At 70.6% G+C, this 26,234-nt stretch carries 20 protein-coding genes and 1 pseudogene; 16 read left to right on the plus strand and 5 right to left on the minus strand.

The genetic code is table 11. The features are described 5' to 3' along the window. The first annotated feature begins 123 nt into the window (after positions 1 to 123). From IZR01_RS31560 to IZR01_RS53610, 12 genes are all read left to right on the plus strand, one after another. The gene (locus IZR01_RS31560; protein ID WP_194925990.1) at positions 124 to 1,146 is read left to right on the plus strand and encodes an ABC transporter ATP-binding protein; all 1,023 of its coding nucleotides are present in this window, start codon (positions 124 to 126) and stop codon (positions 1,144 to 1,146) included. 2 nt (positions 1,147 to 1,148) lie between these two features. Then, positions 1,149 to 2,018: an ABC transporter permease gene (locus IZR01_RS31565; protein WP_194925991.1), complete on the plus strand. Its 870-nt coding sequence runs from the start codon at positions 1,149 to 1,151 to the stop codon at positions 2,016 to 2,018. 12 nt (positions 2,019 to 2,030) lie between these two features. Then, positions 2,031 to 2,861 carry an ABC transporter permease gene (locus tag IZR01_RS31570; protein WP_194925992.1) on the plus strand — a complete coding sequence of 277 codons (831 nt, stop codon included), beginning with the start codon at positions 2,031 to 2,033 and terminating at the stop codon, positions 2,859 to 2,861. A gap of 156 nt (positions 2,862 to 3,017) precedes the next feature. Beyond that, positions 3,018 to 5,069 (plus strand): cell wall-binding repeat-containing protein, encoded by a 2,052-nt coding sequence (locus IZR01_RS31575; RefSeq protein WP_194925993.1) that lies wholly within the window; start codon positions 3,018 to 3,020, stop codon positions 5,067 to 5,069. A 106-nt stretch (positions 5,070 to 5,175) separates the two neighbouring features. After that, complete coding sequence (locus tag IZR01_RS31580) at positions 5,176 to 5,715, plus strand: hypothetical protein (RefSeq protein WP_194925994.1); 540 nt, start codon at positions 5,176 to 5,178, stop codon at positions 5,713 to 5,715. A 178-nt stretch (positions 5,716 to 5,893) separates the two neighbouring features. Continuing rightward, positions 5,894 to 7,369: a diaminobutyrate--2-oxoglutarate transaminase family protein gene (locus IZR01_RS31585; RefSeq protein WP_194925995.1), complete on the plus strand. Its 1,476-nt coding sequence runs from the start codon at positions 5,894 to 5,896 to the stop codon at positions 7,367 to 7,369. Beyond that, complete coding sequence (locus tag IZR01_RS31590) at positions 7,362 to 9,227, plus strand: pyridoxal phosphate-dependent decarboxylase family protein (protein WP_323747155.1); 1,866 nt, start codon at positions 7,362 to 7,364, stop codon at positions 9,225 to 9,227. The genes IZR01_RS31585 and IZR01_RS31590 overlap by 8 nt, the downstream gene beginning before the upstream one ends. Next, positions 9,224 to 11,029 (plus strand): IucA/IucC family protein, encoded by a 1,806-nt coding sequence (locus IZR01_RS31595; RefSeq protein WP_194895579.1) that lies wholly within the window; start codon positions 9,224 to 9,226, stop codon positions 11,027 to 11,029. Before IZR01_RS31590 ends, IZR01_RS31595 begins: the two co-directional genes overlap by 4 nt. Continuing rightward, positions 11,029 to 11,604: a GNAT family N-acetyltransferase gene (locus IZR01_RS31600; protein WP_194895580.1), complete on the plus strand. Its 576-nt coding sequence runs from the start codon at positions 11,029 to 11,031 to the stop codon at positions 11,602 to 11,604. The genes IZR01_RS31595 and IZR01_RS31600 overlap by 1 nt, the downstream gene beginning before the upstream one ends. Beyond that, positions 11,604 to 12,932, plus strand: coding sequence for a lysine N(6)-hydroxylase/L-ornithine N(5)-oxygenase family protein (locus IZR01_RS31605; RefSeq protein WP_194895581.1), 1,329 nt, complete (start codon positions 11,604 to 11,606; stop codon positions 12,930 to 12,932). Before IZR01_RS31600 ends, IZR01_RS31605 begins: the two co-directional genes overlap by 1 nt. A 2-nt stretch (positions 12,933 to 12,934) precedes the next feature. Further along, positions 12,935 to 14,734: an IucA/IucC family protein gene (locus IZR01_RS31610; protein WP_194895582.1), complete on the plus strand. Its 1,800-nt coding sequence runs from the start codon at positions 12,935 to 12,937 to the stop codon at positions 14,732 to 14,734. Between the two features lie 46 nt (positions 14,735 to 14,780). Continuing rightward, positions 14,781 to 16,886 (plus strand): ATP-dependent DNA helicase, encoded by a 2,106-nt coding sequence (locus tag IZR01_RS53610; RefSeq protein ID WP_194925996.1) that lies wholly within the window; start codon positions 14,781 to 14,783, stop codon positions 16,884 to 16,886. A 64-nt stretch (positions 16,887 to 16,950) separates the two neighbouring features. On the opposite strand, the gene IZR01_RS31620 is transcribed toward IZR01_RS53610, so the two are convergent. Next, positions 16,951 to 17,727, minus strand: a complete 777-nt coding sequence (locus IZR01_RS31620; RefSeq protein WP_194895584.1) for a hypothetical protein — start codon at positions 17,725 to 17,727, stop codon at positions 16,951 to 16,953. Between the two features lie 118 nt (positions 17,728 to 17,845). Next, a complete protein-coding gene (gene lexA, locus IZR01_RS31625; RefSeq protein WP_194895585.1) occupies positions 17,846 to 18,532 on the minus strand; it encodes a transcriptional repressor LexA in 687 nt (228 codons plus the stop codon). Positions 18,533 to 19,048: 516 nt separating this feature from the next. Here lexA and nrdR point away from each other — a divergent pair. The 3 genes and pseudogenes from nrdR to IZR01_RS54445 all read left to right on the plus strand — a co-directional run. Then, positions 19,049 to 19,504: a transcriptional regulator NrdR gene (gene nrdR, locus IZR01_RS31630; RefSeq protein ID WP_194895586.1), complete on the plus strand. Its 456-nt coding sequence runs from the start codon at positions 19,049 to 19,051 to the stop codon at positions 19,502 to 19,504. 172 nt (positions 19,505 to 19,676) lie between these two features. After that, complete coding sequence (locus IZR01_RS31635) at positions 19,677 to 22,631, plus strand: vitamin B12-dependent ribonucleotide reductase (RefSeq protein ID WP_194925997.1); 2,955 nt, start codon at positions 19,677 to 19,679, stop codon at positions 22,629 to 22,631. A 234-nt stretch (positions 22,632 to 22,865) separates the two neighbouring features. Continuing rightward, a pseudogene (locus IZR01_RS54445) lies at positions 22,866 to 23,006 on the plus strand (KTSC domain-containing protein); the annotation flags it as partial. An 83-nt stretch (positions 23,007 to 23,089) separates the two neighbouring features. Here IZR01_RS54445 and IZR01_RS31645 read toward each other — a convergent pair. The 3 genes from IZR01_RS31645 to IZR01_RS31655 all read right to left on the minus strand — a co-directional run bounded on the left by IZR01_RS31645 (position 23,090) and on the right by IZR01_RS31655 (position 25,156). Beyond that, positions 23,090 to 23,887, minus strand: coding sequence for a dioxygenase family protein (locus IZR01_RS31645; RefSeq protein ID WP_194925998.1), 798 nt, complete (start codon positions 23,885 to 23,887; stop codon positions 23,090 to 23,092). A 63-nt stretch (positions 23,888 to 23,950) separates the two neighbouring features. Further along, positions 23,951 to 24,598, minus strand: coding sequence for a GTP cyclohydrolase II (locus IZR01_RS31650; RefSeq protein WP_194895589.1), 648 nt, complete (start codon positions 24,596 to 24,598; stop codon positions 23,951 to 23,953). A 99-nt stretch (positions 24,599 to 24,697) separates the two neighbouring features. After that, positions 24,698 to 25,156 (minus strand): MarR family winged helix-turn-helix transcriptional regulator, encoded by a 459-nt coding sequence (locus tag IZR01_RS31655; protein ID WP_194895590.1) that lies wholly within the window; start codon positions 25,154 to 25,156, stop codon positions 24,698 to 24,700. Between the two features lie 63 nt (positions 25,157 to 25,219). On the opposite strand from IZR01_RS31655, the gene IZR01_RS31660 reads away from it, so the two are divergent. Then, positions 25,220 to 26,173, plus strand: a complete 954-nt coding sequence (locus IZR01_RS31660) for a phosphotransferase family protein (RefSeq protein ID WP_194925999.1) — start codon at positions 25,220 to 25,222, stop codon at positions 26,171 to 26,173. The last annotated feature ends 61 nt before the right edge of the window (positions 26,174 to 26,234 follow it).

Below are 26,234 nucleotides of genomic sequence, written 5' to 3' on the forward strand. Positions count from 1 at the left end.
TCCGGAGACTGCGTAACCATGTCAAGAAGATCATCGGTAAGCCGTGTGCGGGAGAACCGCACGCACGGATTGAAAGGGGACAGAGGAAACGGGCTCTCACGAGCACCGCGCCTCTAACTACCAATGGTCGACCTCTCCACCTCGCCCACCCCTGCCCGAACCGCCTCTTCGGACGACCCGCTGATCAAGGCCGCGGGCCTTCGCAAGGTCTTCCCGCCGGCCAAGCGTGGCGGCGAACCCTTCACCGCCGTGGACGGCATCGACTTCGAACTCCGGCGCGGCGAGGTCTTCGGCTTCCTCGGCCCCAACGGCGCCGGCAAGTCCTCCACCATGCGGATGATCGGCTGCGTCTCGCCGATGACCGGCGGCGAGCTGAGCATCCTGGGCATGGACCCGCGGGTCGACTCCTCGAAGATCAAGGCCCGGCTCGGCGTGGTCCCGCAGGAGGACTCGCTGGACATGGAGCTGCGGGTCCGGGAGAACCTGCTGATCTACGGCCGCTACTTCGGGCTCAAGCGCGCCGAGATCGCCGCGCGCACCGCCGAGCTGCTGGAGTTCGTGCAGCTCTCCGACCGCGCTGATTCCCCGGTGGAACCGTTGTCCGGCGGCATGAAGCGGCGGCTGACGATCGCCCGGTCGCTGATCAACTCCCCGGAGATCCTCATCCTGGACGAACCCACCACCGGGTTGGACCCGCAGGCCCGGCACGTGGTCTGGGACCGGCTGTTCCGGCTCAAGCAGTCCGGCACCACGCTCATCCTCACCACCCACTACATGGACGAGGCCGAGCAGCTGTGCGACCGCCTCGTGGTCATGGACCACGGCCGGATCGCCGCCGAGGGCTCGCCGCGCGAGCTGATCGAGCGCTACTCCACCCGCGAGGTGCTGGAGATCCGCTTCGCGCCGGACGGCGCGGATCGCGCGGCGGCCGGCTCCGCGCTCGCCGCGCTGGTCGGGACCGGGGAACGCGGGGCCGTCGACCGTATCGAGGAGCTACCCGACCGGATCCTGCTCTACAGCGACGACGGCGAGGCCGCGCTGGCCGCCGTCCACGGCACCGGGATCGTGCCGGTGGCCTCGCTGGTCCGGCGCTCGTCGTTGGAGGACGTGTTCCTGCACCTGACCGGCCGGACGTTGGTGGACTGACGATGAGTGCCGTCACTCCGGTTCCCCCCAGCACTGTCGGCTCCACGAGCGTCGGCTCCGCGTCGTCGCCGCCGATGGCGATCCGCGAATTGCGCGGTCTGCTGACCAACTACCGGCGCACCTGGCGCGCCTCGATCGTCTCCAGCGTGCTGGCTCCGCTGCTCAGCCTGGTGGCGCTGGGCATGTCGCTGGGCAAGATCGTGGACGCCGGCCCGGGCGCGCACACCTTCGGCACGATCGACGGCCGTCCGGTGAAGTATCTGCTCTTCCTGGCCCCGGCGCTGCTGGCCAACACGGCGATGCAGACCGCGCTCGGGGAGTCGATGTACCCGGTGATGTCGTCGATGAAGTGGCAGAAGACCTTCCACGCCTCGATCGCCTCGCCGCTGGGTTCGTTCGACGTCTTCCTCGGCCGGGTGCTGTTCGTGGGCCTGCGGGTGCTGATGAACTCGGCGATCTTCCTCGGCGTGATGACCCTGTTCGGGGCCGTCCGCGCGGCCGGGCCCGGCGAGCTCGGGGCGCTGCTGGCACTGCCGGTGGCCGCGCTGACCGGGCTGGCGTTCGCCACGCCGGTGATCGCCTGGGCGGTGCTCCAGGACCGCGACACCGGGTTCTCCGCCGTGTTCCGGTTCGTGATGATCCCGATGTTCCTGTTCTCCGGGACGTTCTTCCCGGTGACGCAGCTGCCGCTGCTGATCCGTCCGCTGGCTTACGTCACCCCGCTGTGGCACGGCGTGGACCTGTGCCGCGGCCTGGCGCTCGGCACCGCCACCGCCGGCTCGGTGCTGCTGCACCTCGGCTATCTGGCCGCCGTGGTCGGCGCCGGGCTCTGGTACGGGTCCCGTACCTTCCGACGTCGGCTGAACCCTTAGGAGGTGCGCCAGATGACGAGTGCTGATCTGTATCCGTTCTCTCAGGCCCCGCTCACCCGGCTGCTCCTCGGCCGCCGCGCCTTCGGCTCGATGGGCGGCGGCAAGGCCGGGGTGCTCATCGAGCGCAACGTGATGGTCTACCGCCGGGTGTGGGTGGCCATGGTCTCGGGCTTCTTCGAGCCCGTGTTCTACCTGCTGTCGATCGGCGTCGGGCTGGGCAAGCTGACCGGGGCCGTGGACGGCGTGCCGTACGCGCACTACGTCGCGCCGGGCCTGCTCGCGGTCTCGGCGATGAACGGCGCGGTGTTCGACGCCACCTTCAACGTCTTCTTCAAGATCAAGTACGCCAAGATCTACGACGCCATGCTGGCCACCCCGCTGCGGGTCGGCGACATCGCGCTCGGCGACATCATGTGGGCGCAGCTGCGGGGCCTGATGTACTCCGCGGCCTTCCTGGTGATCATGCTCGCGATGGGCCTGGTCCACAGTTGGTGGGCGCTGCTGGCGCTGCCGGTGACGGTGCTGATCGGGTTCGCGTTCGGCGCGGTCGGGATGGCGGCCACCTCGTTCATGCGGTCCTGGCAGGACTTCGACATGATCACCCTGGCCCTGATGCCGATGTTCCTGTTCTCCGGCGCCTTCTACCCGCTGTCGGTCTACAACCCGCAGATCAGGGTGCTGATCGAGGCGCTGCCGCTGTTCCACGGCATCGACCTGCTCCGGGCCCTGACGCTGGGCCGCGTGCACATCGGGCTGCTGTGGGACGTGCTGTACCTGGCGGTGATGGCGCTGATCGGGGCGGCGGTGGCGGCCCGGCGGCTGGAGAAGCTGCTGTTGACGTAGCTGCTGTCGACGTAGGTGTTGACGCAGGTGCTGTCGACGTAGATCGGCTCGCACTTTTGTACTTCCCGCCGCCGCGCACCGGAGCGCTAATCTGAGCCGCCATTTCAGTGGTTCTTGAGCCGCGGTCCGCACCGCGGCAGGGGAGGGAAGATCACTTTGACCCGCAATTCGAGGGCGGTCCGCGCCTTCACGGCAGCCGCCGCGGTCGGCGCCGCCACCGCGACCGGCGTCTGGGGTCTGGCGGCGCCGGCGGCGAACGCCGATTCCGCGGCCCCGCACAACGGGCAGATCAGCTACAGCCAGGGCCAGGTCTGGTACGCGGTCAACCCGGACGGCACCGGGCAGCACACCGTCACCCCGGCCGGCACCGGGTTCAACCCGGTCGACTCGATCACGTCGCCGGTGTTCTCCCCGGACGGCACCAAGGCGGTGTTCCTGGACGGGAACACCGGCGACCTGTGGATCTCGAACGCCGACGGCACCGGGGCACGGCTGCTCGACAAGGCGACGGGCCCGGTCGTCGACAGCGTCAACGCGGCGGACATCTACCCGCAGTGGATGGACGACGCGACAGTCGTGTTCCAGCGGAACAACGGCGGCGGGAACTTCAAGATCCAGGCTGACGGTAGCGGGCTCACCGCGTACCCGGCGCCCGGCGGGCTGACCGGCCAGCTGGTCTTCGGCCCGGGCGGCCTGGTCGCCGGGATCACGAGCGATCAGTCCGGATTCACGATCTCGATCTTCGACCCGGCCACGTCGAAGGTCACGAAGGTGGCGAACGCCGACTCGATCAGCTTCTCGCCGGACGGCAAGCAGATCGCCTACAGCATGTACGGCGGCGTCGGAAAAGCGGAGCTCTTCGTCGCGAACGTCGACGGCACCTCGCCGACACAGCTCACGAGCGTGGCGGGCGAGACCTTCCAGCCGGTCTGGTCGCCGGACGGCACCGAGATCGCGTTCCAGGAGCAGGCCGGGAACGGCAACAACCTGGACGTGATCGCGGCCACCGGCGGGACCCCGAAGGTCGTCCTCGCCAATGCCCAGCTCAGCGGAGGCAACCTGGCCTGGGACAACGGACCGCTCTACACCGGCCCGACCAACGCGCCCAGTCCCTTCCTGCCGCCGGTCACCCGGCCCACGATCGACCGCCTCGGCGGCGCCGACCGCGTCGACACCGCGGTGAAGGTCTCCGGCTACAACACCGGCGACTACGGCAGCATGTCCTCTCCGCTCACTCCGACCACCGACGCCTCGACCGTGGTGCTGGCCCGCGACGACCAGTTCGCCGACGCGCTGTCCGGCAACGCGCTGGCGGTGGCCAAGAGCGGCCCGCTGCTGCTGACCGATCCGCACAAGCTCTCCTCGGAGGTCGCCAAGGAGCTGACCCGGGTCCTGCCGCCGGGCGGCACCGTCTATCTGCTCGGCGGCGAGCAGGCGCTGTCCCCGCAGGTGGCGGCCCAGGTGACCGCGCTGGGCTTCAAGGTGGACCGGATCGGCGGGCCCGACCGGTACGCGACCTCGGTCCGCATCGCTCAGGCGATCGGCGGCACGCCGGGCAGCGTCGCGCTGGCGACGGGCAAGGACTTCCCCGACGCGCTGACCGCCGGGGCCGGCGTCGACGGCAACCGCGCCGGGAAGCTGGGCACCGGCGTCGTCCTGCTCACCGACGACGGCGTTCTGCCCAAGGAGACGAAGGACTACCTCGCGGGCATCAACCCCGACGTCAGCAAGGTCTACGCGGTCGGCGGCCAGGGCGTCGCCGCCGTGGCCACCGGGGAGCCGAGCTGGCACGGCAAGGTCACCGACCTGGCCGGTCGCGACCGGTATGCCACCGCCGCCGCGGTCGCGGGCAGCACGATGTTCCCGGCCGGGGGCACCGGCTCCATGGTGCCCGGCATCGCCACCGGCCGGAACTGGCCGGACGCGCTGTCCGGCGGTGCGCTGACCGGCCGCTGGAACTCGCCGCTGCTGTTGGCCGACGGCGCTTCGCTGCCGGCGGCCGAGCTGGGCTGGCTGAAGCAGCACGCGCCGATGACGAAGACGGTCGCGGGGCCCGGCAGCCAGCTGACCGGTGCGCTGCCGGTGTTCGGCGGGCCGTCCGCCGTCCCGGACAGCGTGATCACGCAGGTCGGTAGCGCGCTGTACGGCGCGGGCAAGTACGACGTCTTCGACAACCGGCACCTGGCGACGATCGTCGGACCGTTCTGACGCACGGCTGGACCAGGGGCCTTCCCGATCGGGAAGGCCCCTGCTATCACGGGTATCACAGACATCACGGGACTTGACCGACGGGCCTTCGCGGAGTGGGGAGTCCATGGCTTCCGAGATCATCGTGGTCCGCGGGGCCGGCGGCTGGCGGGATCGCGCCAAGGGCTATGACGTGGTCGTCGACGGCGTGGTGCGCGGCGAGGTGCGGGCCGGGCAGACCCTCTCCATCCCGGTCGCCCCGGGCCCGCACACGATCCGCATGGAGGTCAGCTGGACCTCCAGTGCGACGCTGACCTCCGTCGTCGGCGACGGGCCGGTGGTCTTCGGCTGCGCGCCCGGCCGGACGGATCCGTTGGCGGCCGTCGAAGAGCATCCGGACTCTTACGTGGACATCTGGCAGGCCGCCAGTGCCGAGGAGGTCCGGGCCGGCGGGCCGATCCCGCTCGGCTCCGCGCGCAAGCGAGCCGGATCGCCGCCGATGCTGGCGCTCGTCTGGCTGCTCGGGCTGATCCTGTTCGGGGCCGGACTCCTGGCTGGCGGGGGCGGCTGGCAGACCGTGGTCAAGACCGTCGGGCTGGCGGTGTTCGTCTTCGCCTCGTGGACCGTTGTCGGCTACCGCGGATGGCTGAAACGCCGGCGGCGCTGAAGCCCTCACTTCGTTACGTGGCCCGCGGGTCGCGCCGCCGCGTCCGCGCTGGGCGTGTCGGTGGTCCGCGCTTCTGATCACGCGCGGGAGAATCACAGGCGGTAGTGATTCAGGTTGACTTCCGTGACGGGAGTTAGGTAAGCCTTACCTGATCTCTTGCCACGGATGGAGAACCGCTATGCCCTCGCCCGCCCTGCCCGCCGACCGTTCGAACCCCCAGGCCGTGACATCCGGCGATGGGCTGGCGGGCCCGGCCCCCCGCCCGAGCTCACCGGCGAAGATCTCGGCCACGAAGATCCTGGCGCGGCAGGCGGCCCGCGAGTCGGCGGCCCGGACCTATGCGCGGCACCTGCCGATCGTGCCGGTGCGGGCGCAGGGCTCGTGGATCACCGGCGCCGACGGCCGGGACTATCTGGACTGCCTGTCCGGCGCCGGGACGCTGGCCCTGGGCCACAACCACCCGGCGGTGGTCGCGGCGATCCGCGCGGTCCTGGACAGCGGCGCCCCGCTGCACGTCCTGGACCTGGCCACGCCGGTGAAGGACGACTTCACCTCGGCCCTGCTGGAGGTGCTGCCCGCCGACCTGGCCGCCGACTGCCGCGTCCACTTCGCCGGCCCGACCGGCGCCGACGCGGTCGAGGCCGCGGTGAAGCTGGCCCGCACCGCGACCGGCCGCCGCGGCGTGTTCGCCTTCACCGGCGCCTACCACGGCATGACCGCCGGGGCGCTGGCGCTGACCGGCGCGAACGCGGTGCGCGACCCGGCCGGCGCGGGCGACGCGTACCTGACCAGGCTGCCGTTCCCGCATCCGTACCGCTGCCCCTTCGGGCTGGGCGGCACGCTGGGCGAATCGGCCTCGGCGACGTATGTCCGCACCCTGCTGTCCGACCCGCACTCCGGCACCGCGATCCCGGCCGCCGCGGTGGTCGAGCCGGTCCAGGGCGAGGGCGGCGTGGTCCCGGCGCCGGACGCGTGGCTGCGCGCGCTGCGGGCGACGACCGCCGAGTACGGCGTCCCCCTGATCGCCGACGAGGTCCAGACCGGCTTCGGCCGCACCGGCGCGCTGTTCGGCGTGGACCACGCCGGGGTGGTCCCGGACATCATGGTCCTGTCGAAGGCGGTCGGCGGCGGCCTGCCGCTGGCCGTGGTGGTCTACCGCGCCGGCCTGGACCGCTGGTCCGAAGGCGCACACACCGGAACCTTCCGCGGCGACCAGCTCGCCATGGCCGCCGGCGCGGCCACGATCCGGCAGATCGTGGCGGAAGGCCTGGCCGAGCGCGCCGCGATGTTGGGTGACCGACTGATTGGACGTCTGACCGGATATCAGGCCCGCCACACCCTGCTCGGCCAGATCCGGGGCCGGGGCCTGATGCTCGGCATGGAGATCGTCGACCCGACCGGCGAACCGGACGCCCTCGGCGCACTGCCCGCGGCACCGGCCACCGCCCGACGGCTGCGCGCCGAACTGCTGGCCCGCGGCGTGCTCGCCGAGCTCGGCGGACGGCACGGCGCGGTCCTCCGGCTCCTGCCGCCCCTCACGCTCGGTGACGACGAGGCCGACCACTTGCTGAGCGTCCTGGAACTCGCGCTCGACACGGTGTCGGAGCAGACGTCGCGCCGCGACGTGCGCGACTTGGAGGTGGCCGGTGTCTGAGTACCCGGATTCCGCGTACCCGGATGAGGAGTTGCACACCCACCTGCCGGTGCGGGCCGGCGCCACGGTCGACATCGGTGAGATGAGCGGCGTCGAGGCTGATGTGGTGCGCGGGATCCTGCGGGCCGAGCCGGTGGGGCGGCTCGCGACGACGCCGACCGGCCCGGCGCTCAGCATCGCTGCCAACCTTGCCGCTGCCCAGGATTCGTTAACTGATGGGCGCCCCGCACCGCGGACATCTGCGGCCTCCCCACCGCCTGCCGATCTGGCCATGGCCGCCAACTCCACCGCAACTAACCCCATCGCAACCAACTCCATCGCGGCCAACTCCATCGACGCCACCGCGCTGGCCTCCGGCCCCGCCGGCACCGGCCCCCTGGCGCTCCTGCTGGCCACCGTCCTCGACGGCCTGGACCGGGGCCGCGCCGACTGGCTCGGCCCGCTCCCGCCCGGCGGCCCGCACGCGGTGCGCGAAGCCGTCGCGAGCTCCGGTTTCGGTGTCCTGCCCGACAAGGGCGAGGACCCCTTCGAGACGCTCGCCGCGCTCGGCCGCCTCGTCGCCTGGGGCTCCGCCGACCCGGCGCATCCGCACTGTGCCGCGCACCTGCACTGCCCCCCGCTGGCGACCAGCGTCGCCGCCGAGACCGCCGTGGCCGCGCTCAATCAGTCCCTGGATTCGTGGGACCAGTCGCCGGCCGCCGGGGAGATCGAGGAGCGGATCGTCCGGACCCTGACCCGGTCCGTCGGGTATCCCGACTCCAGCGCCGGGGTCCTGACTTCCGGCGGGACCGAGTCCAATCTCATGGGTCTGCTCCTCGCCCGCGACGACGTCCTGCGCCGGCGCTTCGACGCCGATCCCGACCTCGACGGGGTCCCGCCCTTCGCCGCCGGGCGGATGCGGATCCTCGCCTCCGACCAGGCGCACTTCTCGGTCGCGCGCAATGCCGCGGTGCTCGGGCTCGGCGAGCGCAGCGTGATCCCGGTGGCCTCGGACCCCGAGGGCCGGATGCGGGCCGACGCGCTCGGCGAGGCGCTGGGCGCGGTCGTGGCCCGGGACGAGATCGCGCTGGCCGTCGTCGGCACCGCCGGGACCACCGACCTGGGGGCGATCGATCCGCTGGGCGCCATCGCCAAGCTGGCCGCGCGGCACGGGGCCTGGTTCCACGTGGACGCGGCCTACGGCGGCGGCCTGCTGCTCGGCACCGAGACCGACGACCGGCTGCACGACCTGCACACCGCCGACTCCGTCACCCTCGACCTGCACAAGCTCGGCTGGCAGCCGGTACCGGCCGGCTGTTTCCTCGTGAAGCACGCCGCTTCTCTGCGTTCGCTGGAGAAACGCGTCTCCTATCTGAACTCTGCCGACGACGAGCAAGCCGGCTACCCCAGCCTGCTCGGCCGCTCCCTGCGCACCACCCGCCGCGCCGACGCCGTGAAGCTGGCCGCCGCCTTCCGGGCGCTCGGCCGCGAGGGCTTCCAGCAGCTCACCGACCGCTGCCGCGCGCTGGCCCGCTACGCCGCGGCGGCCGTCCAGGCCCACCCGGACCTGGAGCTCACCGCCGAGCCGCACCTGACCACCGTCCTGTTCCGCTACCTGCCGCCGGACCCGCACGACGCCGACCGCGTCAACGGGGTCCTGCGAAGGCACCTGCTCGAAGCCGGCCGCGCCGTCCTCGGGCGTACCGAGCTGGCGCGCGAGCGGCCGGGGACGCCCCCGGGCCGGGTCCGCCTCAAGCTCACCCTCCTCAACCCGCACACCACCGAACCGCAGATCGACGCTCTGCTGGCCGCCGTCCGCACCGCCGGCGGCGCGGCGTCGGCGGCGGCGTCCGCAGCGTCCGTCAGGGGCCCGTCATGAACACATTCGCCGCCGACGAGTTATCGGCCGAAGTCCTTCTCCGCTGCTGGGTCCGCGAGGCCCGGCTCCCGGTGCCGACCGGCGGCCCGATGCGGCTCACCTTCCCGGCCACCGGCGTCACCGTCGAGGTGGACGTCGACGCCTGGTCGGCGGTCGGCTGGCACCGCTTCGGCCCGGCCTACCCGCTGGCGCTGCCGCACGCGAACCGCAGGTCCGCGGCGCCCAAGAACAAGATCTTCGGCCGCCCGGCCGAGGAGGAGATCGAGACCGACAGCGCCTGGACCGCGGAGTCCTGGCTCCCGCCGGCCGCCCCGCCGCCGCTGGACGCCGCCACCTTGGCCACGCTGATCGCCCGCGAGGCCGGCGGCGGGGTCCCGGCGGTGTCCGACCTGGTCGGCCGGGTCATCGACTCCTCCCGCCGGATCGCCGCGCACCTGTCGCACGGCACCTCCCAGGGCGAGACCCGCTTCCTGTGGGCGGAGAAGGCGCTGGTCGCGGGGCACCCGTTCCACCCGGCGCCGAAGGCCCGCGAGGGCTGGTCCGAGGAGGAGGCCGTCCGCTACTCACCCGAGCTCGACGGCACCTTCCAGCTGCACTGGTGGTCCGTGGACCCGGCGCTGGCCAGCCACGACTCGGCGGACGCCGAGGCCGCCCCGACCCTGGTCCACAAACTGCTCGGCGGTGACCTGCCGCGCGGCGCGACCCCGCACAGCATCCTGATCCCCACGCACCCCTGGCAGTCGCACGACCTGCGGCAGCGCCCGGAGATCCGGGCCCTGGCCGACCAGGGCCTGCTCGCCGACCTCGGCCCGCACGGCCGGCCCTGGCACGCGACCAGCTCGGTCCGCACCGTCTACCGTGCCGACGCCCCCTACATGCTCAAGCTCCCGTTGGGCTTGCGCATCACCAACTCCAAGCGCGAGAACCTGCGCAAGGAACTGCTGCGCGGCGTCGAGGTGCGCCGGATGCTGGACGCCGGGCTGGCCAAGGCGATCACCGCCGCGCACCCCGGCTTCGGCATCGTCGGCGACCCGGCGTGGATCGCGGCCGAGACCGGCGGCCTGGGCCTGGACGTGCTGCTGCGCGAGAACCCCTTCGGCCCGATGGACCGCGTGTACTGCGTGGCCGCCTTCGCCGACCTCGGCTACGGCCCCTCGCGCAACGGCCACCTGCGCGAGAACCTGCTGGCCGACATCATCGTCGGCTCGGCCGAGCGCACCGGTGTCCGGCCGGCCGAGGCGGTGCTGGACTGGTTCACGCGGTATCTGGAAGCCGTCGTGGTGCCGATCCTGTGGCTGGACTCGGCGCACGGGATCACCCTGGAGGCGCACCAGCAGAACACCCTGGTCCTGCTGGACCCGCACGGCCTGCCCGAAGGCGGCCGCTACCGCGACAACCAGGGCTACTACTTCCGCGAGTCGGCGCTCGCGCATCTGGCGGACTTCGTCCCGAACCCCGGCGAGGCCAGCGACACCGTGGTCGCCGACCCGATCGTGGACGAGCGGCTGACCTACTACGTCGGCGTCAACAACCTGATCGGCATGATCGGCGCGCTCGGCGCCACCGCGCTGATCGACGAGCGCCAGCTGCTGCGCCGGGCCCGCGAGGTGCTGGGCCGGTTCGCCGCCGGCCGGCAGGCCGCCGGCCGCGCGCACCGGGTCACCGAGGCGCTGCTGGAGAGCCCGACGCTGCCCTGCAAGGCCAACCTGCTGACCCGGGTCGCCGGGCTCGACGAGCTGGTCGGCCCGCTGGAGACGCAGAGCGTTTACGTGCAGATCCCGAACCCGCTGGCGGTGCCGTAGTGACGACGACGCAGACCCGCGGAGGCTGGCTGCTGCCCACGCCGTTCGGCCGCTTCGACATGGAGCAGCTGCGCCCGCTGAAGGACCTGGCCGTCCTGCACCGCTGGATGAACGACCCGGAGGTGGCCGCGTTCTGGGACCTGGCCGGACCGCGCGAGGTGCTGGACCGGCACATCGCCGCCCAGCTGTCCTCGGCGCACTCCGAGCCCTACCTGGGACGCCTCGACGGCGAGCCGATGAGCTACTGGGAGGTCTACCGGGCCGATCAGGACCCGCTGGCCGGGTACTACTCGGCCCGGCGCGGGGACGTCGGCATCCACGTGCTGATCGGTCCCGGCGCCTATCGCGGCCGCGGCGTCGGCTCCACCCTGATCCGCGCGGTCGCCGACTGGGCCCTGTCCCGGACCGCCTCCTCGCGCGTCGTCGCCGAGCCCGACCTGCGCAATCAGCGCTCGATCCGGGCCTTCACCAACGCCGGGTTCGAGCCGCGCGGCGTGCTGGACCTGCCGGACAAGCAGGCGATGCTCATGGTCTACGACCGGGCTCTGATCCCCGAGACAAGGAGGGCGGGCTGATGCAGCACTTCGATCTGGTGGGGGTCGGGATCGGCCCATTCAACCTGTCGCTGGCGGCTCTGGCCGAGCCGCTGCGGGAGAACCACAGCCTGCAACCGCTGTTCCTGGAGCGGGAGCCGGTGTTCGCCTGGCACCGGGGCATGATGCTCGACGGTGCCACCCTCCAGGTGCCGTTCCTCGCGGATCTGGTGTCGCTGACCGACCCGACCAGCCGATTCTCCGTGCTGAACTGGCTGCGGGAGACCGATCGGCTGTACAGCTTCTACTTCGCCGAGAACCTGTTCCTGGAACGGCGCGAGTATGAGGCCTACTGCCAGTGGGTGGCCGCGCAGCTGCCGTTCTGCCGCTTCGGCGCCACGGTGACCCGGGTCCGCCGCGCCGAGGCCGGCTTCGAGATCGAATACGCCGCGCCGAGCGGTCCGATGATCGTCACCGCGACGAATGTGGTGCTGGGGATCGGGACCGAGCCGGTGCTGCCGTTCGAGGTCGCGTCCGCGCCGCCGTACGCGGCCCTGCACAGCGCGGACTACCTGGTCCACCGCGAGCGACTGCGGACCCTCGACGACGTGACGGTGATCGGTTCGGGCCAGTCCGGCGCCGAGATCGTGCTGGACCTGCTGCGGACGGGAGCGCCGGGGCAGCGGGTGCGGTGGCTGACGCGCAGTGCCGCCTTCGAGCCGATGGAGTACTCCAAGCTCGGACTGGAGCACTTCACCCCCGACTACACCCGCTTCTTCCACGGCCTGCGCCCGGATGTGCGCGCCGACCTGCTGCGCACTCAAGGCCGGCTGCACAAGGCGATCAGCTTCGAGACCATCGCCGACCTGCACGCCGAGCTGCACATGCGCTCCTTCGACAGCCTGTACGGCGGCACCCTCGGTCTGGCCGGCGACACCGGCGCCACGCTGCTGCCGGGAGTGTCGGTGACCGGTGCGGATTGGCGGGGCGGTGATTCCGGCGCGGTCCGGCTCACCTGCCTGCACGAGCGCCAGAAGCGCGAGTTCAGCGTCCTGACCGACGCCGTCGTCCTGGCCACCGGCTACCGCGAGCGCACCCCGGCCTTCCTCGACCCCGACCTGGCGCTCCTGCTCGGCACCGCCGACCTGGAGCACCGGGTCGCGCCGGGCGTGTACGTCCAGAACGCCGAGCAGCGTACCCACGGCGTCGGCGCGCCGGATCTGGGCCTGGGCGCGTACCGGGCCGCCGTCATCCTGAACGCCGTCACCGGCCGGACCGTCTACGACCTGCCCCGGCGTGCCGCGCACACCGCCTTCGACCCGGAGGCGGCCGCGGAGCGTGATCCCGGAATTCGAATCGAGGTGCCCTGAGTATGTCCCCTTCGGCCCGCAATCTCCGTGCCGAGACCGGCGCGGCTTCCGAGTCCTGGCGTACGGCGGCCCGCGCGCTGCTGGCGAAGTGCGTCGGCGAGTTCTGCTACGAAGGACTGCTCGCCCCCGAGCCCGATCCGGAGGCGCAGGGCGCCGACCACTATCGCCTCGATCTGGACCAGGGCGTCTGCTACCGGTTCCGCGCCGAGCGCGGCGACTACGGGTCCTGGTTCGTCGACCCCGAGTCGCTGCGCCGCTCCGAGCTGGGCGCCGACGCCACCCCGCACGACCCGATGCTGTTCGTCCGCGACGCCCAGGGCCGGCTGAAGCTGCCCGGCGACACCGCCGGCCACCTGGTCCGGGAGCTGGCGGCGACGCTCGCGGCCGACGTCGGCCTGGCCCGGTCCGCGATCTCCGCCGCCGAGCTCGCCGACCTGTCCTACGCCGAGCTCGAAGGCCACATGACCGGCCACCCCTGGATCGTGTTCAACAAGGGCCGCTTCGGTTTCTCGGCCTCCGACGCCCTGCGCTACACCCCCGAGGCCCGGCACCACATGCGCCTGCCCTGGATCGCCGTGGACCAGGACCTCGCGGAGTTCAACGCGGTCCGGAACCTGACCTCGCAGCGCCTCTACACGACCGAGCTGGACTCCAACACCCGCATCCGCTTCGGCTCCGAGCTGGTCCGCAACGGCTTCAACCCGGCCCGCTACTGGTGGCTGCCGGTGCATCCGTGGCAGTGGGACGAGATGATCCAGCCGCTGTTCGGCGCCGAGGTGGCGGCCGGGCTGATCGTCCCGCTCGGCTACGCCGACGACGAGTACCTGCCGCAGCAGTCGATCCGGACGTTCTCGAACGTGTCGCACCCGGAACGGCACCACGTCAAGCTGCCGCTGTCGGTCCTGAACACCATGGTCTGGCGCGGGCTGCCGACCGAGCGCAGCGTGGCGGCCCCGGCGGTGACCTCCTGGCTGCTGGACATCGCCGACGCGGACCCGTTCCTGAACGACGAGTGCCGGGTGATCCTGCTCGGCGAGGTGGCCTCGGTGGCGGTGCGGCACCCGGTGCTGGACCGGATGCCGGACGCGCCGTACCAGTACCGCGAGCTGCTCGGCGCGATCTGGCGCCAGCCGCTGCCGCCGCGCCTGGAGCCGGGGGAGCGGGCCCGGACGATGGCCTCGCTGCTGCACGTCGACGAGGAGGGCCGGCCGCTGGTCGTGGAGCTGGTCAGGCGCTCGGGGCTGGACGGCGCGGACTGGCTGGACAAGATGTTCGCCGCGGTCCTGCCGCCCCTGCTGCACTTCCTCTACAAGTACGGCGTGGTCTTCTCCCCGCACGGCGAGAACGCGGTACTGGTCAACGACGAGCGGGAGTGGCCGACCCGGCTGGCGGTCAAGGACTTCGTCGACGACGTGAACATCTCCGCGAAGGATCTGCCCGAGCTGGCCGACATCCCGGAGGACGTCGCGGCGGTCCTGCTGCGGGAGATGCCGGACTACCTGTGTCAGTTCATTCATTCGGGACTGTTCATCGGGCACTTCCGCTATCTGGCCCGGATCGCCGAGCAGCACCTCGGGGTGGACCGCCGGCTCTTCTGGGGCCTGGTGGCCGACCGGATCCTGGACTACCAGGCCTCGTTCCCGGAGCTGGCCGACCGGTTCGAGGCGTTCGACCTGTTCACCCAGCGCATCGACCGGCTGTGCCTGAACCGGAACCGGCTGCTGCTGGACGGCTACCGGGACCGGGCCGAGCGTCCGCACGTGGAGGCCTACGGGACGGTCGCCAATCCGTTGAGTCTGTAGGAAGCCGGTCCGGTCTGTCGGCCCCGCCAAGTATTCTGTTCCGACCATGCCGAACTCTGGCGGGGCCACCCCCGAACCTTCCGAAGACGATCTGACCCCCCTGCTCGACGCGGCAGTGGAGGCGTTGGGCGGGCAGACCCGCCCCGGTCAGATCGAGATGGCCAAGGCCGTGGCCGCGGCCCTGGACGACCGCGTCCACCTGCTCGTGCAGGCGGGCACCGGGACCGGCAAGTCGCTGGCCTACCTGGTGCCCGCGCTCTCGCACCACAAGCGGGTGATCGTCGCGACCGCCACGCTCGCGCTCCAGCGCCAGCTGTACGCGCACGACCTGCCCCGGCTGGCCACGGCGATAACGCCGCTGATCAATCGGGAGCCGGCCTTCGCGCTGCTCAAGGGCCGCAGCAACTACGTCTGCCTGAACAAGGTCGAGGGCGGCCAGTCCGAGGACGACGCGCAGGACGTGCTCTTCGACCCGCTGGCCGTGGGCAAGCTCGGCGCCGAGGTGCTGCGGGTCCGCGAGTGGGTCGAGGAGACCGAGTCCGGGGACCGCGACGACCTGTCGCCGGGTGTGTCGGACCGGGCCTGGGCCCAGGTGTCGGTCTCGGCGCGGGAGTGCCTGGGCTCCAAGTGCCAGTACTTCGAGGACTGCTTCGCCGAGCAGGCCAAGGAGCTGGCCCGGGCCGCCGACGTGGTGGTCACCAACCACGCGCTGCTGGCCATCGCGGCCATGGACTCCGACGTGCAGGTGCTGCCCGAGCACGACGCGGTGATCGTCGACGAGGCGCACGAGCTGGTGAACCGGGTCACCTCGGCGGCCACCGGCGAACTCACCAAGACCGCCGTGGAGCGCGCGCACCACCGGGCCGACAAGTTCGTGAAGGAGGGCACGGCCGCCAACCTGGCGGTGGCCACCCTGGACTTCACCGAGGCGCTGGAGAACACCCCGGAGGGCCGCTTCCAGCGCGGCCTGCCCGAGGAGATCGGCATGGCGCTGACCGCGTTGCGCGACGCCAGCCGCACGGCGCTCACCGAACTGTCCAAGAACAAGGGCGGCGATCTGGACATGGACGGCGCCCGCAAGCAGGCGCGGGCCGCGTGCGAGGGCGTCCACCAGGTCGCCGAGCGGGTTCTGGAAGGCGCCGAGCAGGACGTGGTCTGGCTGGAGCGCAGCGAGTTCAAGGGCGTCAAGAACGCCACGCTCAAGATCGCCCCGCTCGGCATCGAGCACCTGCTCCGGTTCAAGATGTTCGCCCGGACCCCGGTGGTGATGACCTCGGCGACGCTGAAGCTCGGCGGCGACTTCACCGGTGTGGCCGGCAGCGTCGGCCTCTACGGCACCGAGCGGATCGAGCTGGACTTCAAGCCCGAGCTGCCGGAGGAGGTCTACGACGCCGCGGTGAAGCTGCTGCGCGAGGGCGACAGCGACGGCGAGGAGTTCCTGGACACGGTCCAAGACCTGCCGCAGCACTGGCGCGCCCTGGACGTCGGCTCGCCGTTCGACTACCCGAAGCAGGGCATCCTGTACGTCGCCCGGCATCTGGACCCACCCGGCCGTGACGGCATCCGCGACGACCAGCTGGACCTGCTCGCCGACCTGATGGACAACGCCGGCGGCCGGGCCCTGGGCCTGTTCAGCTCCATGCGCGCGGCCCAGACCGCCGCCGAGAGGCTGCGCGAGAAGATCGACCTGCCGATCCTGTGCCAGGGCGAGGACTCGCTGGCCGAACTGCTCCGCAAGTTCTCCGAGGACCCCCAGACCTGCCTGTTCGGCACACTGTCCCTGTGGCAGGGCGTGAACGTCCCCGGGGCCTCGCTCCAGCTGGTGGTGATAGACCGCATCCCGTTCCCGCGTCCCGACGACCCGGTGTCCGCGGCCCGCACCGAGGCGGTCGGCCGCGGCGGCGGCAACGGTTTCATGGCGGTCTCCGCCTCGCACGCCGCGCTGCTGCTGGCCCAGGGCGCCGGCCGGCTGATCCGGGCGATCGAGGACAAGGGGGTGGTCGCGGTGCTGGACTCGCGGTTGGCGACCAAGCCGTACGGGAGCTTCCTGCGGGCGTCGATGCCGGCGTTCTGGCAGACCGACGACACCGACCGGGTGCTGAAGTCGCTGCGGGCGATCGACGCTATGGCGAAGACGGCCGAGCAGAACTGAGGCCGCCGGACAACGCTGAGGCGGGCAGTGGCCACTGCCCGCCTCATCAGCCTCGCGCTACTTCCTACTTCTCCGCGGTGGTGGCGTACTGGATCTGGTTGACGGCGCTGGTCGGGTTCAGGGCGTAGACGCCGAGCTTCGCGCCGCCCGCGGCGCTGCCGGCCGGGATCACGACGTCCTGGACGTCCTTGCCGCTGCTGTCCGGGGTGGGGTTCGCCGTCACGGCCAGGTCGCCGTAGTTCCCGGTCGTGCTCGCCAGGTTGCCCGGCAGCAGGTCGATCGCCGCGTACAGGGTGGTCCCGGACAGGATGATGTTCTTCTTGCCGGTGTCGACGCTGGGGATCAGCGGCCGGGTCTCGTCCGAGACGTCGGTCGGGCTCTTCGTGATCCACACGTAGGGGATGGGGCCCAGCGTGCAGGTCGAGCCGGCGTTCTTCACGGCGATCACGAAGACGGACGACTTCTGGCCCGGCATCGACGGCGCGAGCGAGGCGTTCAGCTTGGCGTTGTCGCAGGCGGCCGGCGGCGGGGTGTTGGCCGCCGGGGCGGTGGTCGAGCCGCCGCCGACTTCGCCGCCGTTGACGCCGTTGTTCGCGCTCGGCGGCGTGTTGCCCGCGCCGGGCGGGGTGGAGGCGGACCCGCCGGTCGGCGCGCTGGTGCTGCCGGCGGTGGTGTTCGGCACCGAGGCCGACGTGCTCGCGGCGGCCGTGGTGCCTGAAGCGTTCGTGGGACTGGTGGCCGGGCCCGCGGCGGCGGACTTCGTGCTCGACGAGCAACCGGTCGCGGCGACCGCCACGAGTGCGCCGCCGGCCAGGAGTGCGATGCGATTCAGAGCGTTCATGCCACAGTGACGTGCGGGCCGTGGGTCAGGTTGCTGACAACCTCAAAAATTGAGGAATCGCTCTGACCAGCCGGGTCGGCGGGTCCCGCCCAATTAGGACCCGCCGAGGACCGCTGCGCTAGAGGCGCCGCAGCACCGTCACCACGCGGCCCAGGATGACCGCGTCGTTGCCCGGGATCGGCTCGTAGGCGGCGTTGCGCGGCATCAGCCACACCGCGTTCGCCTCCTTCTTCAGCTCCTTGACGGTGGCCTCGCCGTCGATCATGGCGGCCACGAACTCGCCGTTCTCGGCCTGCTTCTGCTGCCGGATGACGACCACGTCGCCGTCGCAGATCGCGGCCTCGATCATCGAGTCGCCGACCACCCGCAGCGCGAAGAACTCGCCCTCGCCGACCATCTGCTTCGGGATCGGGATCATCTCCTCGACCCGCTCCTCGGCCAGGATCGGGCCGCCGGCGGCGATCCGGCCGACCAGCGGCACGTACGCGGGCTCGGGCTCGGAACCGTTGCCGTTGCGGGCCGCGCCCTCCGCGCCGCGCACGATGTAGGCGCGCGGACGGTTCGCGTCGCGGTGCAGGAAGCCCTTGCTCTCCAGGGTCACCAGCTGGTGCCGGACGCTGGAGGTGGACTGCAGGCCGACGGCCTCGCCGATCTCCCGCATCGACGGCGGGTAGCCCCGGCGCCGGACCGAGTCGCGGATGACGTTCAGGACCGCGGTCTGGCGATCGGTCAGGCGCGGGGACGGCACATGCCCTTCGTGGGCGGCCTCTCGGGGTTCGGTCGGGGTGGTGCTCCGGACGGCCATGGGTACGGCTCCTTCGCCATTGAGCTGGGCGGGTGGCTGATGATGGAAAGTTTGTTCGCTTGGGTCAACGGTAGCGGTGCCACCCCCACAGCGACGAACGGTTGTTCGACAACCCGTGAGGGGGGCGGGCGTACGGAATGTCTAACGCGGCACCGGCGCGAAGGTAACGGCCTGTTTCCATACTCCGTTCGGAAAACTCGCGCAGGCCGGCCGCCCGGGCGTTGGTCCGGTCGGGGGAAACACCGAAAGAATCTTGGGGATTCGAACACGGCTCCGGGCTTGCCCCCGTAGCTGGGGCGATCGCGAACAGTAGTCCCACGAACCCCGCGCACCCCTTACGCGACACGCCGTTTCGGGTTGCGGCGGGCCGGGCGAAGTGGCTAACGTACCCCTACATCTTGTGATTGGAATAGCGTCAACGCTCCACAGGTTGTGGTTAACACACCACAGCGGACGGTGACGCCACCCCGTCGCGCGCAAGCCGTGGTCACGCTGTGAGAAGGAGGGCTGGAAACCGTGCACTGCCCCTTCTGCAAGCACGACGACAGCCGCGTCGTCGACTCCCGCAGCTCCGAGGACGGCACCTCGATCCGCCGCCGTCGCCAGTGCCCGGAGTGCGGACGCCGCTTCACCACGGTGGAGAGCGCCCAACTCCTGGTGGTCAAGCGCTCCGGGGCGACCGAGCCGTTCAGCCGCATGAAAGTTGTCGGTGGCGTACGCAAAGCTTGTCAGGGACGTCCGGTGACCGAGGGCCAGCTGGCCATCCTCGCCCAGCGGGTGGAGGACGAGCTGCGGGCCGCGGGTTCGGCGGAGATCCCCGCCCACGAGGTCGGGCTGGCGATACTCGGCCCGCTCCGGGAGCTCGACGAGGTCGCGTACCTGCGCTTCGCGTCGGTGTACCGGGCCTTCGAGTCCTTGGAGGACTTCGAGGCCGAGATCCTGATGCTCCGGGCGGAGCGCGAACGGGCCTGACGGCCCTGGTAGGACCCGCCCCGCCGGCTTCGGCGGGCACAGCGGGCACATATTGATAACTTCGCGGGGCCCCTGCCTGGGGCCCGGCGATCCAGAACTTGCTCAATTCCGTAGGCGGCGAACCGCAAACGGGGTGTCGGAATGGTTTCCCAGGACGGGAGAGGGAAGAAGCATGACGGAGACGGCTAGCGGACCGCGCGGCGCGGCGTCGGCCCGCGGCAACGGGAAGGCTCCCATCAAGCCCGGGCAGGTCGTGCCCGTGCAGGCTTCCGCCAAGGGCGGCAAGGGTATGAAGGTCGAGCGGATCCACACCAAGCCCGGCGTGCACCCGTACGACGAGGTCGTGTGGGAGCGCCGCGACGTCGTGATGACCAACTGGCGCGACGGCTCGATCAACTTCGAGCAGAAGGGCGTGGAGTTCCCCGAGTTCTGGTCGGTGAACGCGGCGAACATCGTCACCACGAAGTACTTCCGCGGCGCGGTCGGCACCCCGGTCCGGGAGTGGTCGCTCAAGCAGCTCATCGACCGGATCGTGAAGACCTACCGCAAGGGCGGCGAGGACCACGGGTACTTCGCCGGCGAGCAGGACGCGGAGATCTTCGAGCACGAGCTCGCCTACGCGCTGCTGCACCAGATGTTCGCGTTCAACTCCCCGGTCTGGTTCAACGTCGGCACCAAGTCGCCGCAGCAGGTCTCGGCCTGTTTCATCCTGGCCGTCGACGACTCGATGGACTCGATCCTGAACTGGTACCGCGAGGAGGGCCTGATCTTCAAGGGCGGCTCCGGCGCCGGCCTGAACCTGTCCCGCATCCGCTCCTCCAAGGAGCTGCTGTCCTCCGGCGGCAACGCCAGCGGCCCGGTCTCCTTCATGCGCGGCGCCGACGCCTCGGCCGGCACCATCAAGTCCGGCGGCGCCACCCGGCGCGCGGCCAAGATGGTCGTGCTGGACGTGGACCACCCGGACATCGAGGAGTTCGTCCAGACCAAGGCGCGCGAGGAGGACAAGATCCGCGCGCTGCGCGACGCCGGGTTCGACATGGACCTCGGCGGCAAGGACATCACCAGCGTCCAGTACCAGAACGCGAACAACTCGGTCCGCGTGACCGACGAGTTCCTGCAGGCCGTGGAGAACGGCGAGCGCTTCGGGCTGCGGGCCCGGCAGACCGGCGAGGTCATCGAGACCCTGGACGCCAAGAAGCTGTTCCGCGACATCGCCAAGGCCGCCTGGGAGTGCGCCGACCCGGGCCTGCAGTACGACGACACCATCAACGCCTGGCACACCAACCCCGAGACCGGCCGGATCACCGCGTCCAACCCGTGCTCGGAGTACCTGTCGCTGGACAACTCCTCCTGCAATCTGGCCTCGCTGAACCTGATGAAGTTCCTGCGCGAGGACGACAGCTTCGACACCGAGACCTTCGTCAAGCTGGTCGAGCTGATCATCACCGCGATGGACATCTCCATCAGCTTCGCGGACTTCCCGACCCCGGAGATCGGCCAGACCACCCGGGACTACCGCCAGCTGGGCATCGGCTACGCCAACCTCGGCGCGCTGCTGATGGCCACCGGCCACGCCTACGACTCCGAGGGCGGCCGGGCCATCGCCGCGGCCATCACCTCGCTGATGACCGGTGTCGCCTACCGCCGCTCGGCCGAGCTGGCCGGCGTCGTCGGCCCGTACAACGGCTACGCCCGCAACGCCCAGCCGCACGCGGCCGTGATGAAGAAGCACTCCGACGCCGCGGACGCCTTCGTGGCCCACGAGGACTTCGACAAGACGATCCTGGAGCTCTCCCGCACCGAGTGGAAGCTCGGTCTGGAGATCGGCGCCAAGAACGGCTGGCGCAACGCCCAGGCCTCCCTGCTGGCGCCGACCGGCACCATCGGCTTCATGATGGACGTCGACACCACCGGCGTGGAGCCGGACCTGGCGCTGGTGAAGTTCAAGAAGCTGGTCGGCGGCGGCTCGATGCAGATCGTGAACAACACCGTGCCGCGGGCCCTGAAGCGCCTGGGCTACCAGCAGGAGCAGATCGAGGCCGTCGTGGAGTACATCGGCGAGCAGGGCCACGTCGTGGACGCCCCGGGCCTCAAGCCGGAGCACTACTCGGTCTTCGACTGCGCGATGGGCGAGCGCTCCATCGCCCCGATGGGCCACGTGCGCATGATGGCGGCGATCCAGCCGTTCCTGTCCGGGGCCATCTCCAAGACCGTGAACATGCCCGAGGACGCCACGGTCGAGGACGTCGAGGAGATCTACTTCGAGGGCTGGAAGCTGGGCCTGAAGGCGCTGGCGATCTACCGCAACAACTGCAAGGTGGGCCAGCCGCTCCAGGACGCCAAGGGCCAGAAGGCGGCTGCCGCCGCCGCGGCCGCGGCCGCGACCTCGGCCCCGGCCGCCTCGGCGACCGTCACCCCGGCCGCGACCCTGTACGCGCAGCCGGTCCGCAAGCGCCTGGGCAAGAACCGCCGCGGCATCACCAGCTCCTTCTCCGTCGGCGGCGCCGAAGGCTACATGACGGCGAACTCCTACGAAGACGGCGACCTCGGCGAAGTCTTCCTGAAGATGTCGAAGCAGGGCTCGACCCTGGCCGGCATGATGGACGCCTTCTCGATCGCCATCTCCGTCGGACTCCAGTACGGGGTCCCCCTGGAAACCTACGTCGCGAAGTTCACCAACATGCGCTTCGAACCGGCCGGCATGACCGACGACCCGGACGTCCGCATGGCCCAGTCGATCATCGACTACATCTTCCGCCGCCTGGCCCTGGACCACCTGGACTTCGACACCCGCGCGGCCTACGGCATCTACACCAACGAAGAGCGCCAGCGCCAACTCGAGACCGGCAGCTACCTCCCCGACGAGGACGAGCAACTGGACCACGAGACCCTGGCCCAGTCCGCCCCGATAGAGCATCGGACCGAACCGGCCGCCCCGGCGAAGAAGAGCACCGAGCCCACCGCCCTCCCGGCCCCCAAGAGCGTCGGCTCCTCCACGGAACTGCTGGAGGCCAAGCTCGGCTACGCCGCCGACGCCCCGCTGTGCCTGACCTGCGGGACGAAGATGCGGCCCTCGGGGAGCTGCTATGTGTGCGAGGGGTGTGGGTCTACTAGCGGGTGCAGCTGAGCCTGTGCGGTAGCCGGATGTGAGTCTGCGGCCTCGGATGCCTTCGGGCACCGGGGCCGCAGGTCTAGGAAGCGTTGCGGTCGTCCTACGCGGCCGAAACGACGAACGCCCGACCCGGCAAGGTCGAGCGTTCGTTGCGACTCGGACGGTGGTCCGGTGCGGTTACAGAAGCTGCTACACCACCAGTTTCCGGGTCGTACGTCAAGTCGGTACGACATCGGAAGGAGGTGAAACATGGATCGTTCACCGGTCAATTCAAGCAACCTGAAATCAGTCGGATACGACATGCCTGCTGCTGTTCTGGAGATCGAGTTCTGGAGTGAGCAGCGTGTGTATCAGTATTTCGGTGTTCCGTACGTGGAATATCAGGGGTTGATGAGTGCGCCGGGTCCGGTTCTTCCTGATTCGCTCGACCATCTTGATGTCCATCGCAATGGTCGGTCATTTCGCTTGGTCGGTTACCCGAACTGCACCGACCGCTTGGCCAGCCCCATCCAGAACCCGTCGATGACGGACTGCTGCGACCCCAGATCCCCTTCGGCAGCGCCCAACGTCACGAACAACGGCGCGAAGTGCTCCGTCCGAGGATGCGCCAGTTTGCCGGCCGGTGCCTTGTTCTCGAAGTCCAGCAGCGAGTCGACGTCCCCGGCCGCGAGGGCCCGCTTTCCCCAGTCGTCGAACTCGGACATCACCGACTGCACGCGTCCGTCCTGGCTCAGCGCCCGCAGGTTGTGGGTGAAGAAGCCGCTGCCGACGATCAGCACGCCCTCGTCCCGCAGCGGTGCCAGCCGCCGCCCGATCGCCATCAGCTGCGTCGGCTCCAGCGTCGGCATCGAGACTTGCAGCACCGGGATGTCGGCCTCCGGGTACATCTCGACCAGCGGCACGTACGCCCCGTGGTCCAGCCCCCGGTCCGGCTCGTCCTGCACTTCCAGCCCCGGCGCGTGCAGCAGCTTGCGTACCGACTCCGCCAGCGCGGGCGCGCCCGGGGCGCGGTACTGGACCTCGTAGTAGTGCTGCGGGAAGCCCCAGAAGTCGTAGACCAGCGGGATGGTCTGGACGGCGCCGAGCGCCAGCGGCGCCTCCTCCCAGTGCGCCGAGACCATCAGCACCGCCTTCGGGCGCGGGAGGTCGGCCGACCAGTCGGCCAGCTGGCCGGGCCAGATCGGGTCGTCGGCGAGCGGGGGAGCGCCGTGGCTGAGGTAGAGGGCGGGCATCCGTCCGGGGGAGGCGGTATCGGTGCTCATCGTGCTCATCGTGACTCCTGCGTACGGTCGTGGGACGGCTCGTTGTGCGGCGGATCCGGCGGGTGCGGCGTCTCAGGCGACCGACAACACGCCGTCCAACGCGATGCTGTGCCGCGTGTGCTCGACCTTGGCCCGCAGGTAACGCAGGTTGTCGGCGGTGGTGTGGGCCCCGGTCGGCACCCGCCGGGCGACGGTCACGTCCAGCCCCGCGAGCTGCGTCTCCTTGTCCGGGTTGTTCGACAGCAGCTGCACGCTGTCCACGCCGAGCGCCGTCAGCATCTGCGCCGCGACCGTGTAGTCCCGCGCGTCCTCCGGCAGCCCGAGGGCGACGTTGGCCTGGTACGTGTCCAGCCCGCTGTCCTGGAGCGCGTACGCGTCGAGCTTGTTGTACAGCCCGATCCCGCGTCCCTCCTGCCGCAGGTAGAGCAGGTAGCCGCCGGCCTCGGTGATGCGCTCGACGGACTCGCGCAGCTGCGGTCCGCAGTCGCAGCGCGCGGAGCCGAACACGTCGCCGGTCAGGCACTCCGAGTGCATCCGCACCAGCGGGGTGGCGCCGGGCTCGCCCAGCACGACGGCCAGGTGCTCGCCGCCGTCGACCAGGCCGTGGAACGTCACCAGCTCGGCGTCGACGCTGTAGCCGTCCGCGCCGCGCCTAGTCGCAGGCAGGCGGAGCGGCACGCGGACGCGGGTGCGGATGGTGGCCTCGGGTGTCTCGCTCATGGCACGGGTCCCCTCGTGACGGGTAGTTCCAATTCGAACGACCGCTCCACGCAGCGTAGACCGGCGTTCGAATTTGAACAAACCCCACCCGTCCCGGGGCTATTCCCGCAGTCGCCGGGAGACCTCGCCGAGCCCTTCGCCCAGCACCGCGAGCTGTTCCGGGGTGAGCACGTCGATCAACGCCGCCCGCACCACCGCGACGTGACCGGGCGCGGCCTGCTCCAGCTTGCGCCGGCCCGCCTCGGTGAGCACCGCGAACACCCCGCGCACGTCGGTCGGGCACGACCGTCGCTCGGTCAGCCCGGCCTTCTCCAACTGCGTCATCTGGTACGTCAGCCCGCTCTTGGAGTTCAGCAGCGCCCCGGCCAACTCGGTCATCCGCAGCGAGCCCTCCGGCGCGGCCGAGAGCCGCACCAGGATCTCGTACTGGGTGTGCGAGAGCCCGGCGTCCTCCCGCAGTTGGTGGTCGATCCGCCGTTCCACCAGCGCACTCGCGGCCAGGAAGCCCGTCCAGGCCTTCATCTCCTGCTCGGACAGCCACCGCGGATCCTCAGCCATGCCGTGATTGTAACGACCGAAAATCCGTTGAGATCCATCACGGACCGTCACTACGGTGGCCGGGTGGCTGATGACACGCTCACCGGGCTGACCCGGGAACAGGCTGCTGCGATCCTGATGGACGCGTCGCCGGGGGCGCGGGTCGTCGGCGTCGAGCGGATGGACGGCGGTATCGAGACCGGCGCCTATGAAGTCCTCTGCGCGGACCCTCTACGGAACTCTGTAGTGAAGGTCTATGCGAAGGACGAAGGATGGAAGCTCCTTAAGGAGATCGGCGTATACCGCCTACTCCGCGAGAACGCTATTACGCAGGTGCCCAAACTCCTCGGTGGAGCCGGCCCCAATGGGGTTCTCGGACTGCCGTACTTGGTGATGAGCAAACTGCCCGGGACGACCGTGGCCGCGATCAGCGGCACCATGCCGGACGCCGAACTCGCGGACGTCTATCGCCAGATGGGATCGCTGCTGGCGAGCGTCCACGCGATCGGACAAGACGCGTACGGGTACCTGACCACGGACATCATCGATCCCCAGCCGTCCAGCGAAGCCAATATGAAGGCGACGCTGAACCGTGTCTCACAGAGCTATCTGGACACGACCGGCGATCGTGAACTCTATGAGGCCGCGCATAGTTACCTCGGCGCGCGCAGCGACCTGTTCGCGCTCTGCAGAAGGCCGGTACTACTCCACAACGACTTCCATGAGGGGAACGTCATCGTCGCGCAGACCCCCGAGGGGCCGGTCGTCAGCGGCTTGATCGACGTGGAGAACGCCATGGCCGGGGACCCGGTGGCGGACCTGGCTAAGACCCACAGCTATTCCATCCGAGGGAACCGGGTGAAGCTCGACGCGCTGTTCGAGGGTTACGGCGAGGCCCCGGTGGAGTGGGAGCGGCGCTTCCGGCTGTTCGAGCTGGTCCAGAGCTTTGAGCTATGGGACTTCTTCCGCAGTGTCGGTATGCGCGACAAGCTGGGCCCGCTCGCCGACGAACTACGTGCCATCATCGCCGCGGACTGAAGCGGACTGAACTATTGCGCGCTGAATCAGGGGGCGGCCGGCGCTGGGGTGGGATCCGCGT

The organism is Catenulispora pinisilvae, assembly GCF_015356865.1.
Taxonomy (GTDB): domain Bacteria; phylum Actinomycetota; class Actinomycetes; order Streptomycetales; family Catenulisporaceae; genus Catenulispora; species Catenulispora pinisilvae.